Origin of the sequence: Leucobacter denitrificans, assembly GCF_014396385.1 — a bacterium.
Lineage (GTDB): Bacteria > Actinomycetota > Actinomycetes > Actinomycetales > Microbacteriaceae > Leucobacter > Leucobacter denitrificans.
The window spans coordinates 428,230-445,320 of record NZ_CP060716.1 but is presented as its reverse complement, the minus strand read 5'-3'; the positions used below and the strand labels follow the sequence as shown (position 1 = coordinate 445,320).

Annotated in this window: 14 protein-coding genes, 5 tRNA genes and 2 pseudogenes; 4 read left to right on the top strand and 17 right to left on the bottom strand. The window is 56.9% G+C overall.

Annotated features, from left to right (window positions below; genetic code table 11):
- Window positions 1-7: 7 nt before the first annotated feature.
- The 13 genes and pseudogenes from H9L06_RS02145 to H9L06_RS02085 all read right to left on the bottom strand — a co-directional run bounded on the left by H9L06_RS02145 (window position 8) and on the right by H9L06_RS02085 (window position 12,259).
- A tRNA-Asn gene (locus H9L06_RS02145) sits at window positions 8-80 on the bottom strand.
- Window positions 81-160: 80 nt separating this feature from the next.
- The gene (locus H9L06_RS02140) at window positions 161-1,006 is read right to left on the bottom strand and encodes an ATP-binding cassette domain-containing protein (protein WP_187555649.1); all 846 of its coding nucleotides are present in this window, start codon (window positions 1,004-1,006) and stop codon (window positions 161-163) included.
- Window positions 1,007-1,018: 12 nt separating this feature from the next.
- Window positions 1,019-2,869: a DNA primase gene (gene dnaG, locus H9L06_RS02135; RefSeq protein WP_187555648.1), complete on the bottom strand. Its 1,851-nt coding sequence runs from the start codon at window positions 2,867-2,869 to the stop codon at window positions 1,019-1,021.
- 24 nt (window positions 2,870-2,893) lie between these two features.
- Window positions 2,894-4,147, bottom strand: a complete 1,254-nt coding sequence (locus H9L06_RS02130; RefSeq protein WP_187555647.1) for a deoxyguanosinetriphosphate triphosphohydrolase — start codon at window positions 4,145-4,147, stop codon at window positions 2,894-2,896.
- Window position 4,148: 1 nt separating this feature from the next.
- Window positions 4,149-5,336, bottom strand: coding sequence for a tRNA dihydrouridine synthase DusB (gene dusB / locus H9L06_RS02125; RefSeq protein WP_187555646.1), 1,188 nt, complete (start codon window positions 5,334-5,336; stop codon window positions 4,149-4,151).
- A 38-nt stretch (window positions 5,337-5,374) separates the two neighbouring features.
- Window positions 5,375-6,163, bottom strand: coding sequence for an isoprenyl transferase (locus H9L06_RS02120; RefSeq protein WP_187555645.1), 789 nt, complete (start codon window positions 6,161-6,163; stop codon window positions 5,375-5,377).
- Between the two features lie 39 nt (window positions 6,164-6,202).
- Window positions 6,203-6,937: a DNA repair protein RecO gene (gene recO / locus H9L06_RS02115; RefSeq protein ID WP_187555644.1), complete on the bottom strand. Its 735-nt coding sequence runs from the start codon at window positions 6,935-6,937 to the stop codon at window positions 6,203-6,205.
- A gap of 2 nt (window positions 6,938-6,939) precedes the next feature.
- Window positions 6,940-7,545: a crossover junction endodeoxyribonuclease RuvC gene (gene ruvC, locus H9L06_RS02110; protein ID WP_187556292.1), complete on the bottom strand. Its 606-nt coding sequence runs from the start codon at window positions 7,543-7,545 to the stop codon at window positions 6,940-6,942.
- Window positions 7,546-7,558: 13 nt separating this feature from the next.
- Complete coding sequence (locus H9L06_RS02105; RefSeq protein ID WP_187555643.1) at window positions 7,559-8,326, bottom strand: YebC/PmpR family DNA-binding transcriptional regulator; 768 nt, start codon at window positions 8,324-8,326, stop codon at window positions 7,559-7,561.
- Window positions 8,327-8,383: 57 nt separating this feature from the next.
- Window positions 8,384-8,956: an HIT family protein gene (locus H9L06_RS02100; protein ID WP_187555642.1), complete on the bottom strand. Its 573-nt coding sequence runs from the start codon at window positions 8,954-8,956 to the stop codon at window positions 8,384-8,386.
- A gap of 5 nt (window positions 8,957-8,961) precedes the next feature.
- Window positions 8,962-10,883: pseudogene (gene thrS, locus H9L06_RS02095) on the bottom strand (threonine--tRNA ligase).
- A gap of 168 nt (window positions 10,884-11,051) precedes the next feature.
- Window positions 11,052-11,127 (bottom strand) — tRNA-Val (locus H9L06_RS02090).
- A 106-nt stretch (window positions 11,128-11,233) separates the two neighbouring features.
- Complete coding sequence (locus H9L06_RS02085; protein WP_187555641.1) at window positions 11,234-12,259, bottom strand: hypothetical protein; 1,026 nt, start codon at window positions 12,257-12,259, stop codon at window positions 11,234-11,236.
- Between the two features lie 151 nt (window positions 12,260-12,410).
- Here H9L06_RS02085 and H9L06_RS02080 point away from each other — a divergent pair.
- From H9L06_RS02080 to H9L06_RS02070, 3 genes are all read left to right on the top strand, one after another.
- A tRNA-Gly gene (locus tag H9L06_RS02080) sits at window positions 12,411-12,486 on the top strand.
- Window positions 12,487-12,530: 44 nt separating this feature from the next.
- Window positions 12,531-12,601 (top strand) — tRNA-Cys (locus H9L06_RS02075).
- Window positions 12,602-12,629: 28 nt separating this feature from the next.
- Window positions 12,630-12,701, top strand: a tRNA-Val gene (locus H9L06_RS02070).
- A gap of 253 nt (window positions 12,702-12,954) precedes the next feature.
- On the opposite strand, the gene H9L06_RS02065 is transcribed toward H9L06_RS02070, so the two are convergent.
- On the bottom strand, window positions 12,955-13,170 hold the full coding sequence (locus H9L06_RS02065; RefSeq protein ID WP_187555640.1) for an Rv0909 family putative TA system antitoxin: 216 nt from the start codon (window positions 13,168-13,170) through the stop codon (window positions 12,955-12,957).
- 139 nt (window positions 13,171-13,309) lie between these two features.
- On the opposite strand from H9L06_RS02065, the gene H9L06_RS02060 reads away from it, so the two are divergent.
- Entirely contained in the window at window positions 13,310-14,197 is an 888-nt protein-coding gene (locus H9L06_RS02060; RefSeq protein ID WP_187555639.1) for a dihydrodipicolinate synthase family protein, read from the top strand.
- Window positions 14,198-14,203: 6 nt separating this feature from the next.
- Here the strand turns inward: H9L06_RS02060 and H9L06_RS02055 are convergent, their stop codons facing one another.
- The 3 genes and pseudogenes from H9L06_RS02055 to H9L06_RS02045 form a co-directional block, all read right to left on the bottom strand.
- Entirely contained in the window at window positions 14,204-14,773 is a 570-nt protein-coding gene (locus tag H9L06_RS02055; RefSeq protein WP_223165210.1) for a type II toxin-antitoxin system PemK/MazF family toxin, read from the bottom strand.
- A 4-nt stretch (window positions 14,774-14,777) separates the two neighbouring features.
- Window positions 14,778-15,841, bottom strand: a pseudogene (zapE, locus tag H9L06_RS02050) (cell division protein ZapE).
- A 10-nt stretch (window positions 15,842-15,851) separates the two neighbouring features.
- Window positions 15,852-17,063, bottom strand: coding sequence for an alpha/beta hydrolase (locus tag H9L06_RS02045; protein ID WP_187555638.1), 1,212 nt, complete (start codon window positions 17,061-17,063; stop codon window positions 15,852-15,854).
- Window positions 17,064-17,091 lie beyond the last annotated feature (28 nt).

The window sequence follows — 17,091 nt, the reverse complement described above, 5'->3', positions numbered from 1 at the left end:
TCTTTCGCTCCCCCGGCTGGGCTCGAACCAGCGACATCCTGATTAACAGTCAAGCGCTCTGCCAACTGAGCTACAGGGGATCATTGCCGCAGCAACTCAATTAGCCTAGCAAGCTGTATATCGAGCTTGCAAATCAGCGTCAGTCACGGCGTGGGCGGGCCTATTCCTCGGCAATCTCGTCGTATGCGGTGGATCGAAGTGCGTCGGCAAGCCGACGCACATAATCGTGCTCGGTACGCCGGAATATGGTGTTGATCTCGCCACGTCCAACGACCTGCCCCTGTTGAAGAACAATCACTTCCTCTGCAAGAGCTTCCAGCATTTTGATGTCATGGCTCACAAGCACCATCGACGCGCCCGTGCGCTGTTGATACCACTTGAGAAGTTCGACAATGCGTGGCCTATTGAGCGCATCAACACCGAGGGTCGGTTCATCGACAATCAGTAGCTTCGGATCGAGCATGAGCGATCGCATTACCGCGACGCGTTGCCGCTGACCCTTCGAAAGTTCAAACGGATACTCCTGCAGTTTCGCGAGTGGAAGCGCGACGATATCCATCATCTCCGCAACAACGCTTCCCAGGGCCACGCGATCGAAATTACGTACTCGCTCGACGATTGGTTCGTACAACACATCGCCAACATTGAGCTCTGGAGTGAGCGTGGCTCCCGCGTCTTGGGCGAGGTGCCCAACATACGCAGTCAAACGATTCCGCCCACGCTTCGAGAGCCGCTCCAACGGGACATCAAGGGTGTGCGCAGTACCACCGCTGAGCTTGATTCGGGCAGACTTGTCCCCCTCGCTCCCTCTACCTGCAAGGTACCGCGTGAGTGTGGATTTTCCCGATCCACTCTCACCGAGCACAGCCAGCACTCCCCCTCGCCGCAACGAGAGAGAGACCCCCTCAACGGCCTGGAACGCCCTCCCGCCGGCGTGTGCCGGGTACCCAAGAGAAAGATCGGAAGTGTGCAGGATCGGGTCGGCAGAGAGATTCGGCTGGATCACACATTCACCCTACTAGTCATGTCTCAGAGCCCGCCTGGCCCCCTCGAGGGCGGCAAGCTGTTGCTGGATGCGCCTTGAAGCTTCGCTGCCTGAATCGCCTACCCGTTGCATTCGTGCGAGCAGCTCTTGCTTAAGTGAAGCGAGATCGCGATCGAGCAAAGAAATCACTACCTCTCGCGAATACTCAGCCAGCTGGGCGGCATCTCGTTGAGGCATTGTCGCAATCACGAGTTCGCGGACAAGCGGTTGATGAGTCGGTGGCGTAGCGTCGAGCACTGCTTGAACAAATCTGTCACCGTCAACGTACGGAAGCGCTTGGGCAATGGCGTCGCGAACCACACGAAGTTGTGGTTCGGTTACCTGGGCCGTGACAGCCTGCGAGAGCAGCTCTGTGCCAACCGCCTGGCTCTGCTGCAACATCGCCATGATTGCGTCGCGTTCAAGCCAAACCGTCGGGGTGTTGCGCAGGCTCGAGAGCGTAATCTCGGGCCGAATAGTTTCGACAACCTCCGCGGTAGGCGTGTAGTTAGATTGAGGCTGGGGCGCTTGCTTCGATGCGCCTCGAACGGCCTGCTGCACCTCGCCGAGTTCCATGCCGAGCATCCGGGCAAGCTCACGGGCGTACCCGGGCCTGAGCGACGGGTCTTTGATTCCCGCAACAATCGGTGCAGCCTGTCGCAGCGCGTTTACGCGGCCCTCGACTGAGTTGAGATCGAAACGGGCGATCGATTGGCGGAGCGCAAATTCAAACAGCGGCACTTTTCGCTCGAAGAGTTCACGAACAGCCTCGTCTCCCTTATGGAGTCTGAGGTCTGCGGGATCATAGCCGTCGGGCGCGACGGCAGCGTAAGTTTGGGCCGTGAAACGTTGCTCTTCGCTAAAGGCCCGTAGCGCGGCCTTCTGGCCCGCTTCGTCGGGGTCAAAGGTGAAGATGACTTCGGCAGCAGCGTCGTCGCCCATCATTCGCCGAAGCATCGTGATGTGCTCTGCGCCGAACGCAGTGCCACAGGTGGCGACAGCGACCTCGACCCCAGCAAGATGACACGCCATTACGTCGGTGTAACCCTCAACAATCACGGCCTTTCGATTGCGAGAAATAGCCTTCTTGGCGAGGTCAATTCCGTAGAGCACGCGAGATTTGTGGTAAACCGGTGTCTCCGGAGTGTTGAGATACTTCGGGCCGTTGTCGTCTTCATAGAGTTTGCGTGCACCGAAACCCAGAGTCTGACCACTTGTGTCACGAATTGGCCAGACTATCCGACCGCGAAACCGGTCATATACGCCACGGTTTCCTTCTGAGACGAGTCCCGCTTGCACGAGCTCCTGGGGCGTGTATCCCTGTGTGCGCAGGTGCGCCGTCAATGCATCCCAACTTTTTGGCGCATACCCGACTCCGAACTGTTCCCACGATGACGCGGCAAATCCACGCCGTTCGAGAAAAGCGCGAGCTTCGGTTGCTTCTTCGCTCATAAGTTGATTACGAAAGTAGCTGTTTGCACCTTGATTGGCCGCGAGCAGGCGCGCACGATTTGGGCCGTCCTCGCGGCGTTCAGTGCCCTCTTCGTACGTGAGTACGTAGTGGATCTTGGCAGCGAGTCGCTCCACCGCTTCGGCGAAGGAGAGGTGATCCACTTTCTGCACGAAACTAATCGCGTCCCCTGATTCTCCGCATCCGAAACAGTGGAAGTACCCAAGAGCCGGTCTGACATGAAAGCTCGGGCTTCGCTCGTCATGGAATGGGCACAGACCCTTCATCGAGTCAATACCCGCAGTTTTGAGCGCTACGTGGTCGCTTACAAGATCTGCGATATTTGTACGTCGCTTGACCTCTTCGACGTCACTCGCTTTGATCCGGCCCGCCATAGCGCAGAGTCTATCGGCAACGGGTCAGACGAGGGGTACTTCGCAAAGCCTACGGTGCCAGGAGATCGCCGATTGATCCGTGAGTGAGGCCACTTGATCGACGATGACACGCTGAGCCTCGTGATCATTTTGTGCGGCACGAAAGTCAGCGACAAACGCTGGTTCCAGCTCTTGTTCACCCGCAGCCCAGAGCGCATCGAGTAGTTCCGTAAGCAGTTCTCGTTGCTTACGGTAAGTGGGCTGTCGTCTTCCGCTCGACATCACAAACGCTGCAACAATGCCTTTGAGCACCGCAATTTCTGCATGGATCTCGTGAGGCACCACAATGCTTGCCCCGTATCCAGAAACGATGCTGCGATCCACTGCTTCTTGGGTGGCTCTGATCGCGGCACGGGCAAACCGCCCAATCACGTCGCTCGTAAAGTTCTTAAGCTTGGCCTGATCTCTTCTCGAACCGTCCCAACGCGTGAGCCAGGTTTTCGTTGTTGCGAGGCGATCGTAAGCTTCCGAGAGTTCATCCGCAGTAAATGAACCGCCGGCCCAATCAGCAACGTCTGCAATGAGTGAGTCGTGCCCCGAGCGCGACGTAAGAATGAGTGGATCGATGTACTCACTCACTATCGCGTCTTCGAAATCGTGCACCGAATAGGCAATATCGTCAGAGAGGTCCATTGTCTGTGCCTCAATGCATTTGATGCGGTCTGGCGCGCCCCTTCGCATCCACTCAAAGACGGGGCGGTCATCCTCGTAATAACCAAACTTGGCGCTGCCGGGCGAGGCCTCAGCCAAAGACCAGGGGTACTTGCAGCTCGCATCGAGTGCTGCTCGGGTGAGATTTAATCCAGCACTTACGCCCTCGTCTGTAAAACGCTTTGCTTCGAGACGCGTGAGAATGCGAAGCGTCTGTGCATTCCCTTCGAAGCCTCCGGCGTCGCTCGCCCAGTCGGCAAGCGCCCGTTCACCGTTGTGACCAAACGGAGGATGGCCAAGGTCGTGCGTGAGGCAGGCTGCATCTACCAGGTCCCTGTCGAGACCAAGTGCAGCGGCAAGTTCGCGGCCGATCTGGGCTACTTCGAGTGAGTGAGTCAGCCGATTGCGTGCGAAATCTATGCCCGCAGTTGGGCTCAACACCTGAGTTTTTGCAGCGAGCTTGCGCAGGCCAGAAGAGTGAATCACACGCGCACGATCGCGCTCGAAATCGCTTCGGTTTCCGCTGTGGTGCTCAGGTACGAATCGCTCGAAATCTGCTTCGGAATAGCGCCTATTCGGTTGCCTCACACTATCCACCCGAGTCGTCTCGCTCGGCCTCAGCGAGTTCAGCAAAGTCAATGTCTGTGCTTGCGCGGGAGTTCAGCCATCCATCCGGAAGCTTAGGCTGCTTCGGGCTACCTGCGCGGCCGCGCTGGCCCTCTGCCCCAATGCCCGGATACGGAAGCTCTCGATCCATCGTGGAGAATATCTCGTCCATATTCTCGAGTGTTTCAACCATCGCAAGTGAACGTCGGATATCTCCGCCGACCCCGTAGCCCTTGTAGTACCAGGCAACATGCTTACGAATATCGCGACATGCACGCAATTCATCACCATCGAAGAATTCAATGAGAAGTTCGGTGTGCCGCCTCATCGCATCCATGACGAAACCAAGTGCGGGCCTGGCAATGCTTGCGCTCGCTTCCTCCTGAGAAATGCGGCCGTCCTCAGCACGGAACGCCGCAGCGAGATCTCCGAATAACCAGGGTCGGCCGAGGCAGCCGCGCCCCACTACGACACCGTCGCATCCGGTCTCGCGCACCATTCGGATCGCATCTTCAGCCGCCCAAATATCCCCATTGCCAAGAACCGGAACGCTCGTGATCGTGTCCTTCAACGTAGCGATTGCATCCCAGTCAGCTTTGCCGGAATAAAACTCATTTGCGGTGCGGCCGTGAAGCGCTATCGCGGCGACGCCCGCACCTTCTGCAGCACGCGCGGCGTCTAGGAAGGTCAGATGATCCGCATCAATTCCCTTGCGCATTTTGACCGTGAGCGGAATATCGCCTGCTGCGCGAACCGCGCCCTCGACGATTGATCGAAACAGATCGCTCTTCCAAGGCAGAGCCGCGCCGCCGCCCTTTCTCGTGACCTTCGGAACAGGGCACCCAAAATTGAGATCGATATGGTCTGCGAGGTCTTCGTCGACGAGCATGCGCACTGCGTCAGCAACGGTATTTGGGTCAACGCCGTAAAGCTGAATCGACCGGGTGGTTTCGCTTTCGTGGTGCTTAATGAGCCGCATCGAGGCCGGGGTTCGCTCGACGAGCGCGCGGCTCGTAATCATTTCACTCACATAGAGTCCCGCGCCGTATTCGCGGCAGAGCCTGCGGAATGCGGTGTTCGTAATGCCGGCCATCGGGGCAAGCACGACGGGAACGTCGAGTACGAGTGGCCCTATGTTTAGGCGCTGATCGCGAAGAGTGGAAGTAGTCATTGCGGATCCATTCTCTCAGATCGCCGGGTCGTCAATAGTCAGCTAGCATTCTTCGGTTTGTCGACCGCTCCCCCGAACCGTCGGTCGCGATCGTGAAAGATCTGGATCGCCTCCCACAAATCTCTTCGCGAAAAATCCGGCCAAAGCTGATCGAGAAACACCATCTCAGCGTACGCAGATTGCCACAGGAGGAAATTGCTTGTTCGTTGCTCACCTGAGCTGCGGATGAACAGATCCACATTCGGAAGTTCGGGCACGTAAAGATGCCGCTCAATCACACGCTCTGTGACGCCGTTAGGCGACAGTCGGCCTTCTGCGACCTCGTGGGCTATCCTCTTCACTGCGTCAGTAAGTTCGTTGCGGCCTCCGTAATTCACGCACATCGTGAGCGTGAGACCGGTGTTGCGTTTCGTATACTCTTCTGCGGTCTTGAGTTCTTTGATGACTGAGCCCCAAAGTCTTGGCCTTCGGCCGGCCCAGCGCATTCGCACGTTCCACGCGTTGAGTTGTTCACGACGACGTCTTAAAACATCTCGATTAAATCCCATGAGAAAACGAACCTCGTCGGGTGAGCGGCGCCAATTCTCAGTCGAGAAGGCATAAACGCTCAAGTGCTTCACCCCAGCCTGAATTGCGCCAGCGACCACATCGAGGAGCACCTGTTCGCCCATACGGTGGCCCTCTACGCGCGGTAGACCCCGTTGGTTTGCCCAGCGTCCATTACCATCCATGACAATGGCCACATGCGCTGGCGCGGGCCCCGAGAAGGATGGTGGGTACTCACCTGTCCAATCGATCGGGACGAGTGTTTTTGGGGCTTCAGGCATGCTGCGATTCTATTGCCGTTCAGCTGGCGAAGCTGATCCTCAGAAATTCCGTTGGGAGAGTGTGCGTAACCCGCGCTCAAGATGCCATTGTGTATAAGCCGCAATGATGCCTGTTGCCTGATCTTGGGATCGCTTCGACGCACCCACCGCCGTCTCCCAATCACCCGCAAGCAGTGCCCGTAGCAACAACACCGTTTCTGCATCAAGCTTGGGGATACCGGCCAACCGGCAAGCGTCACAGACCACCCCACCAAGCGGAACCGAAAAATACTGATGTGGTGTGTCGTCTGGGGCTGCCGCGCCACACTTCACGCACTCGTTTAACCCCGGCGTCCAACCAGCGATACTCATTGCGCGAAGTAGGTAACCATCGCGTACGAGCGAAACAGCAATCTTTCCCGCTGCGAGTGTTCGCAGCGCCCCGACGAGCAACACGAACTGCTCGGGCGATGCATCTCCTTCTCCGATGCGCTCCGCAGTTTCCGCGATGACATTTCCTGCCCGAAACGCTTCGTAGTCAAGACTGATTTTTGGCCCGTATGCACCGAGCGTTTCAGCCTGGGTGATCGTGTCAAGCGTACGCCCTTCGAAACACTGCAGATCCGCCACCATGAACGGTTCGAGTCGTGCACCGAACTTTGACGAGGTGCGGCGCACGCCCTTTGCGACCGCACGGAGAATACCTCGCCCCCTGGTGAACATCGTGATGATCCGATCCGCTTCACCGAGTTTCTGGGTTCGGAGCACCACGCCAGTTTCCCGGTAGAGCGCCACTGCTAACTCCTGCCAATTGGCCCGCTGCGACGCCGACCAAGCTTCGATTCCGCTTCACGCCACGCGCGCTGAGCCGGGGTCTCCCCAGGCCCTCCCGCGACTGAGCTGCGAGACAAACGCTGCTGGGAGCCACCCCTTCCGAGGCGCCACGCGTGGGTAATCGCAAGTGCGAGAGCGTCAGCCGCATCCGCAGGCTGAGGCGGCGCAGCGAGCCCAAGCAGACGTGTGACCATTGCTGTGACCTGCGCTTTGTCTGCGGCGCCGTATCCTGTGACCTGCGACTTCACTTCGTTTGGCGTGTACAGAGTCACAGGAATACCGCGCTGCTCGGCGAGAAACATCACCACACCACTGATCTGAGCGACGCCCATAACGCTCGGCAGGTTTTGCTGAGCAAATACCCGCTCGAGCACTATCGCATCTGGTCGTTCACCATCGAATAGCCGCTCCAACGCACCGCCGAGTAAATGTAGTCGTGCGGGTGTGTCCTCTGAAGCTGGGCTGCGCATCACCTCAACGTGCTCGAAGGTGAGCTTTCGCCCACCCTCTGAGCTGACAATTCCGACGCCGAGCCTTGTGAGACCGGGGTCAATACCGATGATGCGCAACTCGGGCAATCAGTTAGTCATCGTCGTTCGCGAGTTCAGCCTGAACTTCAGGTGTCAGGTCGAAGTTCGAGTACACGTTTTGCACGTCGTCACTGTCTTCCAACGCATCGATAATTCGGAAGACCTTCTTGGCGGTCTCCGCATCAATCTCTATCTTCAGGTTCGGAACGAACTCGACATCAGCGGCATCGTAGTCAATTCCCGCATCGACGAGCGAAGTGCGGGCCGCGAAAAGGTCAGAAGCGTCTGTGATGACCTCGAACGCTTCACCATTTGGCGTGCGGGTCACTTCTTCAGCACCGGCCTCGAGCACGGCGAGAAGTACGTCGTCTTCCGTTGTTCCCTCTGAGGGAACCGTGATGACGCCCTTGCGTTCGAAGTTGTACGCAACGCTCCCTGGATCTGCGAGTGTCGCACCATTGCGGCTGAGCGCGGTGCGTACCTCGGCTGCCGCACGGTTTTTGTTGTCTGTGAGGCACTCGACCATCAACGCCACGCCGTTTGGTCCGTATGCCTCGTACATTGTGTCGAAATATTCGACAGACTCGCCAGTGAGCCCCGCACCTCGCTTGATCGCCCGGTCGATATTGTCACCAGGCACCGAGTTTTTCTTCGCCTTGTGCACCGCATCGGCGAGTGCAGGGTTACCTGCCAGATCTGGGCCGCCAATACGAGCAGCGACCTCGATTACCTTGATGTATTTGGCAAACGCCTTCGCGCGCCGTGAGTCAAGGATTGCCTTCTTATGCTTCGTTGTTGCCCATTTGGAGTGACCGGCCATGGGAAGACCTCTTTCTTAAACCTGTGTTGTCTGTAAATCGTAACCGTGCCTTGGGGTTCAGTTCCCAGTATCGGGAGGGTCTGCCCAAGTAGCTGCGATCAGATCTCGAACTTCACCGAGCAACTGCGGCATCGCTTTTGTGCGTCCAATAATCGGAAAGAAATTGGAGTCAGACGTCCAACGAGGAACGATGTGCTGGTGAAGATGGGCAGCTATCCCCGCACCTGCGACCTCCCCCTGGTTCATTCCAATATTGAATCCATCACATTTCAGTGTGGTTCTCGCAGCACGCATTGCGATTTGAGTGAGCAGACCAATCTCAGCAATTTCTTCCGGAGTCGCGTCATCGTATTGGGCTACATGCCGGTACGGACATACGAGCATATGTCCGCTGTTGTATGGAAATAGATTGAGGATTACGTAACTCGTCTTGCCGCGAGCGACGATGAGTGATTCCTTATCGTCGTGGCTCGGTGCGGCACAAAATGGGCAATCAGTGTGATCTGGCTGATGGTGATCGGCGACATACGCCATGCGATGCGGTACCCATAGTCGCTGCACGTCATTCTCAACCCAAACAGTCCCCCGCTCACCCGGGGTTTCTGTAGCGGCCGCTTCTGATGTAGCCATATTGGTCATTCCGTCCAGGCGGTATTAACCTGCTCGCGGCTCTGAATCGCACGCACGATACGGTGGATCGCCTCATCCACGGGCACCCCGTTCATTTGGGTGCCATCCCGGAAACGGAAACTCACGGCCCCTGCAGCTCGATCTTCTTCGCCCGCGATAAGTTGGAACGGAACCTTCGCTTTCGTGTGCGTGCGAATCTTCTTTGGCATGCGGTCATCTGAGTGATCGACCTCCGCACGAACGCCCTGCAGTTTGAGCTGTTCAATGACTCCGTCGAGATACGATCCATATTCTTCAGCGACGGGAATTCCGACTACTTGCTGGGGCGAAAGCCAGACGGGGAAGGCACCTGCGTAGTGCTCGAGCAGAATCGCAAAGAACCGCTCTATCGAACCGAGTAGAGCACGGTGGATCATAATAGGTTGCTTGCGCGTACCGTCAGCGGCTGCGTACTCGAGCTCAAACAACTCGGGCTGGTTGAAGTCGAGTTGCACGGTTGAGAGTTGCCAAGTGCGACCGATCGCGTCTCGTGCCTGAACCGAAATCTTCGGCCCGTAGAAGGCTGCACCACCCGGGTCGTCCACCAGCTCAAGGCCAGATTCAACGCCTACCGCGCGCAGGGTTTCCGTCGCGACTTCCCACTGCTCGTCGCTGCCTACAGACTTCTCGGGATCACGGGTTGAGAGCTCAAGGTAGAAATCATCGAGGCCATAAGCCCGAAGCGTTGCGAAGACGAAATCGAGCTGTCGCTTGATTTCGTCTTTCACCTGGTCATCGGTGACATAGATGTGGGCGTCGTCCTGAGTTAAACCGCGCACACGTGTGAGTCCCGAGAGCGTACCGCTCTTTTCGTAACGGTAGACGGTGCCAAATTCTGCGAGACGAAGTGGGAGCTCTCGGTAGCTCCGTGCTCGGGCTCTAAAAATGAGGTTGTGGAACGGGCAGTTCATCGGCTTGAGATAGTAATCTTGCCCCTGCTTCACCACATGACCATCGTTATCGGCCACTTCGTCAAGGTGCATCGCAGGGAACATGCCCTCTTTGTACCAATTGAGGTGCTGGCTGGTCTCAAAAAGTGTGCCCTTGGTAATGTGCGGGCTGTTCACCATCTCGTAGCCGTTTTTCAATAGCTCATCACGCATGAACGACTCGATTTCGTGCCGAATGATTCCACCCTTCGGGTGGAATACTGCGAGACCAGAGCCAATCTCGTCAGGGAAACTGAAAAGATCCATTTCGACGCCAAGCTTGCGGTGGTCACGCTTAGCTGCTTCCTCAAGTCTGGTTTGGTAGGCACGAAGTTCGTCTTTTGTGGGCCATGCTGTTCCGTAAATTCGCTGCAGCATGGGGTTCTTCTCGCTGCCACGCCAATATGCGCCGGCAGAGCGCGTAAGTGCCCAACCATTACCAATCATCTTGGTATTCGGAAGATGCGGGCCCCGGCACAGATCCTTCCAACGCGTCTCACCGGTCTTGGGGTCAATATTGTCGTAAATCGTGAGCTCGGCACCGCCGACTTCAACGTTCTCGTTGTCAGACCCCTGATCCGCTCCCCCTTGAGCCCAATAAGTTCAAGTTTGTAGGGTTCGTTTGCGAGCTCAGTGCGTGCTTCGTCTTCACTTACGACGCGGCGCACAAAACGCTGCCCCTGCTTCACAATCTTCTGCATCTCTTTTTCGAGAGCCTTGAGGTGTTCGGGGGTGAAAGACTCCTCAGGGTCGAAGTCGTAGTAGAAGCCGTCGGTTATGGGTGGCCCAATACCAAGCTTGGTTTCTGGGTTAATGTTCTGCACAGCCTGAGCAAGAATGTGCGCTGCAGAGTGGCGCAGGATATTCAGTCCGTCCTCCGACGTGATCGTGACTGGCTCCACCTCATCCGTGTCAGACACTTGATGTGCGAGATCTCGGAGTTCACCGTTAACGCGCATTGCGACAACAGAGCGGTCGGTGAACAGTGCGAAGCCGTCGGCCACTTAGCATTCCCTTCGGAGACGATACATAACAGATCGATTCTACCGGGTAGCGCCATGGCCGAGTCTTGGCACGCGCAGATCGCTATGAGTCGAGTGCCTTAGCGCGTGAACAACGGTTGTAAATGGTGGGCGATACCAGACTCGAACTGATGACCTCTTCCGTGTGAAGGAAGCGCGCTACCAACTGCGCCAATCGCCCGTTCCGCTTGTGTAAAACATCGCGGCAACCTGAATGATCATACACGTATCCAACTCCGAACTCACATCTGAGGTTGAGTGAGCGGCGGTGACCACGGCAGTCGTAACTACCCGCTTGGAGCGGGCTCCTCTGTTGGCGTCGGTAACGTGCTATCGAGCACATCATTGAGTTGAATGCTGACGTCATTCAACTCAATGAGCTGTTCGCGCAACTCATTGAATCGATCTGTATCGGCCTGAAGCCCTGCGAGAGTTTGGCTCAGCGCATCTTGACGGGCGAGCAACTCGGATCTGAGTTGGTTGAACAGTTCGGGTTGGCCATCGAATTCGAATCGCTCATTACGCGCCTTAAATTCGGCTGCGTCAGCATTGAACTGACGCACCGCCGCATCGTACTCTGCGCTCCGCTGCTCGATGTCGGTACGCAGCGACTCAAGCTCTGCGCTTAGCGCATTCGCTTGCTCCGTTAGTTGAGTGAAGACGCTGTGATACGAGTCGTACCAGTCAACTATTCTTGCCCGGTCAGTAAACCACTGATCATAGTGCGTCTCGAGCGCTTTTGGAAGGTCTCGAACCTCAGTGCCGAGAACCGAATGCAATTCGTTCGCGAAGGCTGTCGTTGAAAGTTGCTCATACACGCTCATGCGCTCCTCGAGCATCGGGTCGTCGGCTATCAGTGCCTCGTATGCGTCATTGAGCTCGTCAGAGAGCTGCTCCCGTTCAGACGCGCTCAGTCTCGAATATGTGGCGTGCAACAATTCGTGCGCGGCCGTGACCTCGACAACGCCAGAAAGACGCTCATCTGTGACGTCAAAGAGCCTGATTCGATTCTGAGCAAAACAACCGAGTACGTGACCCTCTTCACTGTGATCGACATCCGCACACCACGTGCTGAACTGCTCTCGGTCGCCAATGGTTGGGCGCGACGCAAGAAATATTCGATCGCCAGACGCGGTGAGTGCAATTGAGGTCTGGATTCCTTCAACCCGAGAAGTCGGTTGAAAACCCACAGCTGTGAAATGATCTCTTATTTCTGTGCGGAATTCGTAGGCAACGACTGCGCCAATCCCTAGGATGAGCACAACGGCGATCGCTATTGCTCGAGCGATACGCTTGCCTGTACTCCGCGCCATGCGATCCAGGCTAGTAGTGACCACCGACAAATTCGCTGTTAGGCACATCACCGCTCCGTAACAATCACTCGCCACGCCCGGGTTCTAGCGTGGGATTTGCATAGAGTCAGTTCGCTGTATAAAGTTATTCGAGTCGCCTCGGGGCGACAATGCGGATGTAGCGCAGTTGGTAGCGCATCACCTTGCCAAGGTGAGGGTCGCGAGTTCGAGTCTCGTCATCCGCTCCAGTGGCCAAGAGAAATCTTGGCCGCTTTGTGGTGGCAACCACTACGGTGGCGTGGCCGAGAGGCGAGGCAGCGGCCTGCAAAGCCGTATACACGGGTTCGAATCCCGTCGCCACCTCGCAATAACTGAATAGCTCAAGAATTGGGCGCGATTGGCGCAGCGGTAGCGCGCTTCCCTGACACGGAAGAGGTCACTGGTTCGATCCCAGTATCGCGCACTCACAGGAACCCGGCTCAAGCCGGGTTCTTTCGTTTGTAGGAAACCGGGACCTCACGCAGTGACCTCGCAGATTCTGCGAACGCGATGCGTTCGCTTGAAAGAATCTGCGCTAGTTCGATCCCAGTATCGCGCACTCACAAGAACCCGGCTCAAGCCGGGTTCTTTCGTTTGTAGGATACCGGGACCTCCCGCAGTGACCTTACAAGAGAAATGGGCCCGACACCTTGCCGAGCCCATTCCCTAGTGCGGACTTATTCGTTACCGATCTGCCCATCAAGCTTGGTCTTGATGTCTTCAATTTGGTCGCTGTGCTTTCCGCCTGTCACCTTATTGGCGACACCAGCGAGGCCGTCGAGTACCTTGTCGCTGATCGATTCAGCTTGCTCGCTCTTCAACGCCTCTTGAACTTTGTCAGCGTTCTCGCCGAGAAAATCTTTTGCCTTCTTACTCAGATCATCGATCGCCATGTTCTTTTCCTTTCAAGTAGGCACCTTGAAGTGGCGCGCTGTTTCGATTATCCACATTGGGTAGAGTCACGACAACCTTCAAGTTCAATTGCTGGCACACTTGAACTCACTCGCACACTTGTATTGCGGCAGGAGAAATATGTTTCGCGGACTCAGCGCATTCCCCTTAACCCCCATGTACCAGGACAAAGTAGATGAACCACGTTTCGTGAACCTCATCAAGCGACTGGTCGTCGCGCAGGTTGACTCGATCACAGTGCTCGGATCGACCGGTGCTTATGCGTATTTGGATCGCGACGAACGCGTGGAAGTGGTGAGAACTGCAGTCGAGCACGCGCAAGGGGTGCCGGTATTTGCCGGAGTTGGGGCGCTTCGAACCTCACATGTGTTGCGCAACGCACAGGATGCGGAGGAAGCTGGCGCCAAAGCTCTCCTGCTTGCCCCGGTGAGCTATCAGCCGCTTACTGAGGGCGATGTCATTGGATTGTTCGAGGCGGTCGCAGGCGCTACAGATCTCCCCATCATCATTTACGACAATCCTGGCACGACTCGATTCAGATTCACGTACGATCTGTACGCAAGGTTGGCGCGCATTCCGAATGTCGTGGCTATCAAGATTCCTGGAGCCCTTGAATCCGGCGATCAGGCGCGGAACCGTCTTGCTGAGATCCGTTCGTCTGTTGGCGCTGAAATTTCTATCGGAATATCGGGTGATGCGTCGGCTGCAGAAATGCTTTCTGCTGGTTGTGACACCTGGTACTCGGTAATTGGCGGCACATTCCCAAACGCGGCTCAGAGCCTGCTCCGCGCCGCGCAGATTGGTGGATCGGGACAGGCACCCTCATCCGAAACGCTGTTGCCAGTGTGGGACCTATTTCAGAAGCACGGAAGCTTTCGGGCGATTGCGGCTCTGGCTGAAGAATCGGGTCTCGCACAGCGGTCTTCGCTACCGCTCCCGATTCAGGGGCTCAACGATGAGGAACGGGTAGCTGTGCGGGAGGTTCTCGAGCAGTTGCACCTGAGCTAGCGAAAACTACTTGAGACGGTAATGGTCGCGAATCCCCGCAACAGCACGCTCAAAACCTTGGCGATCTATTTGCACACCTTCTCGACGCATTCCTGTGTGAGTGACTCGCAGGAGCCGCTGCGGAGAAAGGAAGCTCTGCCGCCCCTGCGAATCCCATGCCCCTGTGCCAATCGAAATGAAATCACGGTGTTGCTTGGTGCTCAAATAACATCCGACGACGGTGGTTTCGTCGATCCTGCCAATAATCAGCACGGGTCGATCCTTGCCACGGCCGTCATTCTCAACGTACGGAACCCAAGTCCAAACAATCTCTCCGGGGTCTGGATCACCGTCGGGTTGCGGCGAATATTCGAGGCGAATCTTGCTGAACGCAGCAACCTCGAGGTCGCGGGTTCTTCCCTCGCCAAACTGCCCAGGGCTTGCCTCATCTTCTTCCCGCAATCGAACGGGTTGGCCAGAACACTTCAGCGTGGCTTTCGGTGTTAAATTGTTGTGCTTCTGGGTCGAATTCTTGCCTCGCGCACCAAGAATGAGTGCGCGAAGAGCACGACCAACTTCATGCCAAGTGCCAGACATTGCCCTATTCGATCTCGCTTGAAGTCAGCGCGTTCAGACGTGACATGCAGCGCAGGTACTTTTTCTGGTAACCACCCTCGAGCATCCCGCCGCCAAAGATTTCTGTGAGGGAAGTGCCTGTGGCGCGAATCGGGATCTGTGCGTCGTACACACGATCAATAAAAGCGACAAAGCGTAGCGCAGCTGACTGGTCGGTTATCTCGTGAACGTCTCGGATACCGATTGACTGTGCCCCCTGGATCAGGCCAGCGTAACTTGAGGGGTGCACTGTGGCGAGATGGTCGAGCAAGCTATCAAAATCATCGTCGGTCATTCGTTGGCCAGACGCAGCGACATCTGCGAGCGCAAAAAGATATGCATCTTCACTGAGCGAAACAGCTTCACCCTCAAGCGCACGCTGTCTGTAGTCGACTCCGTCGATGCGAATCGTTTCGAACCGATCGGACATGGCCTGAATCTCGCGCATGAAGTCTGCCGCCGCAAACCTTCCCTCACCGAGGGCATTGGGCGGAGTGTTCGAAGTTGCGATGAATTTCGATCCGCTTGAAGTGAGGTCATTAATCAGCCTCGTCATCAGCATCGTGTCACCGGGATCATCGAGCTCAAACTCGTCAATACAGATGAGCTTGGCGCCTTTCAAAACGCTCACGGCACCGTTGTAGCCGAGCGCACCAACGAGCGCGGTGTATTCAATGAACGTACCAAAATACTTGCGGCCCTTCATTGCGTGCCAGGAGGCAGCGAGAAGGTGTGTCTTTCCGACACCGAACCCGCCGTCGAGATACACACCCGGTCGAGTCGACGATAAGTTGCCGGAATCAGGCTGTACCTTCTTGCGACCAAGACCAAAGAACCCACCTCGTGACGCCGGTGGCTCCGGCGTCACGAACGCACGCAGAAGGTCACGTGCACGAGCTTGCGACTCATAGTTAGTATCGGGAATATACGATTCAAAGGTCGCTCCGCTGAACTGAGGGGCGGAACCAACGTTGCCACAAGCTCGGTTCCCGTAATACTCGGGCGCCGATCAACCAGGCGGGCAAAGCTGTGCGTTTCAGTAGCAGACATCCGAATCAGTCTACTGCCCCCGCCAGCCTGGTCGTGGCAACGCAGCGGCGAAATCGAGCACTGCCTGCTCCCACCGTTCTGGATCGACATTCCACAACCGCACATGACGCGCGCCTGAGATGGTCACTAACTGCACATGTTCCGGGCATAACCCCGCAAGTTCTCGAGCACCTGCCCACGGAACATACCGATCATCAGGGCTTGCAAGTACAAGGGTCGGCACACTGAGCCGGCTCGCGAAGTGCTCCGGCCGAAGCGACTGCACATCGATGCCGCCCTCTTCACCCGAGGAGACGAGTCCAGCACGAAGCATGCGCATGCCGACGTTCGCGATCCACAATGGGGCGCGCTTAAGCCTGGTATGCCATCGCAGTATTTCAGGCCAATCGATCCCCGGAGAATCAAGGATGATCCCATCGATGTGATGGCGATTCACTCCGTCTGCCGCTGCGAGAAGGCTCGCGGTTCCACCCATCGACCATCCAACGAGCGTGACCCGTTCCGCCCCAAGATCGAGCGCCCTCCCAACTGCTGCATCGACGTCGCGGCTCTCAGAGATACCAAGGCCGTAGCGGGAACCATGACCTGGTGGCTGCTGTTCATCGTTTCGATAGTTGATTATGAGGCTGGTCACCCCGGCCCGAGCGAGCGGGGCGATGCCACGAAACGTCTCTTCTGGCCTCGCGCCTCTACCGTGCACATGAACTGCCCAGCGCCGTTTCCGTGGCCACCTCGGGCGCACAATCCAAGCGTCCAGTTCACCAATCTCTGACTCGAAGCTCGTTCGCTCGACGCGATAGCCAAGTTCTTCTGGGCGGGTGTACCACCAACCAACCATGCGCCCCTCAGCACCAGCTTCAAGGGTTCCGCGATCCACTCGTTCGACCTCGCGGAGCACCGAAATGCCACTCCGTGCGACGACCGGTCCGAGCCTTGCGTGACCTGAAGGCTCGCGACCACTCAGGACATTTGCGAGATCATCGGGCGTCTCGAACAGCAATGACTGACGCCCGAGTGCATCAACGCCTTCGCCAGCGAGCCATACCCGGGTGACTTCACCACGAACCACTCTCAAAACGCGCACCGACCGTTCAGAGCGCTCGGCTACACGAACTGTGGAACGCGCAAACTGAACGCTTGCGGCGAATGCTGCTGCCCCGGCAGTGAGGCCAGCCGCCGCAGCTGCAGAGCCGGCGACAACGGCCTTTCTCCACGCATTCATGAGTTCATTTCTCCCTCGCGCCGTATCG

Excerpts from the sequence above, each read along its gene's own strand:
- H9L06_RS02060 (WP_187555639.1), top strand. The coding sequence starts at position 13,310 with ATGTTTCGCGGACTCAGCGCATTCCCCTTAACCCCCATGTACCAGGAC.
- H9L06_RS02065 (WP_187555640.1), bottom strand. The coding sequence starts at position 13,170 with ATGGCGATCGATGATCTGAGTAAGAAGGCAAAAGATTTTCTCGGCGAG.
- H9L06_RS02120 (WP_187555645.1), bottom strand. The coding sequence starts at position 6,163 with ATGCCTGAAGCCCCAAAAACACTCGTCCCGATCGATTGGACAGGTGAG.
- H9L06_RS02045 (WP_187555638.1), bottom strand. The coding sequence starts at position 17,063 with ATGAATGCGTGGAGAAAGGCCGTTGTCGCCGGCTCTGCAGCTGCGGCG.
- dnaG (WP_187555648.1), bottom strand. The coding sequence starts at position 2,869 with ATGGCGGGCCGGATCAAAGCGAGTGACGTCGAAGAGGTCAAGCGACGT.
- H9L06_RS02100 (WP_187555642.1), bottom strand. The coding sequence starts at position 8,956 with ATGGCTACATCAGAAGCGGCCGCTACAGAAACCCCGGGTGAGCGGGGG.
- H9L06_RS02085 (WP_187555641.1), bottom strand. The coding sequence starts at position 12,259 with ATGGCGCGGAGTACAGGCAAGCGTATCGCTCGAGCAATAGCGATCGCC.
- H9L06_RS02055 (WP_223165210.1), bottom strand. The coding sequence starts at position 14,773 with ATGTCTGGCACTTGGCATGAAGTTGGTCGTGCTCTTCGCGCACTCATT.
- dusB (WP_187555646.1), bottom strand. The coding sequence starts at position 5,336 with ATGACTACTTCCACTCTTCGCGATCAGCGCCTAAACATAGGGCCACTC.
- H9L06_RS02105 (WP_187555643.1), bottom strand. The coding sequence starts at position 8,326 with ATGGCCGGTCACTCCAAATGGGCAACAACGAAGCATAAGAAGGCAATC.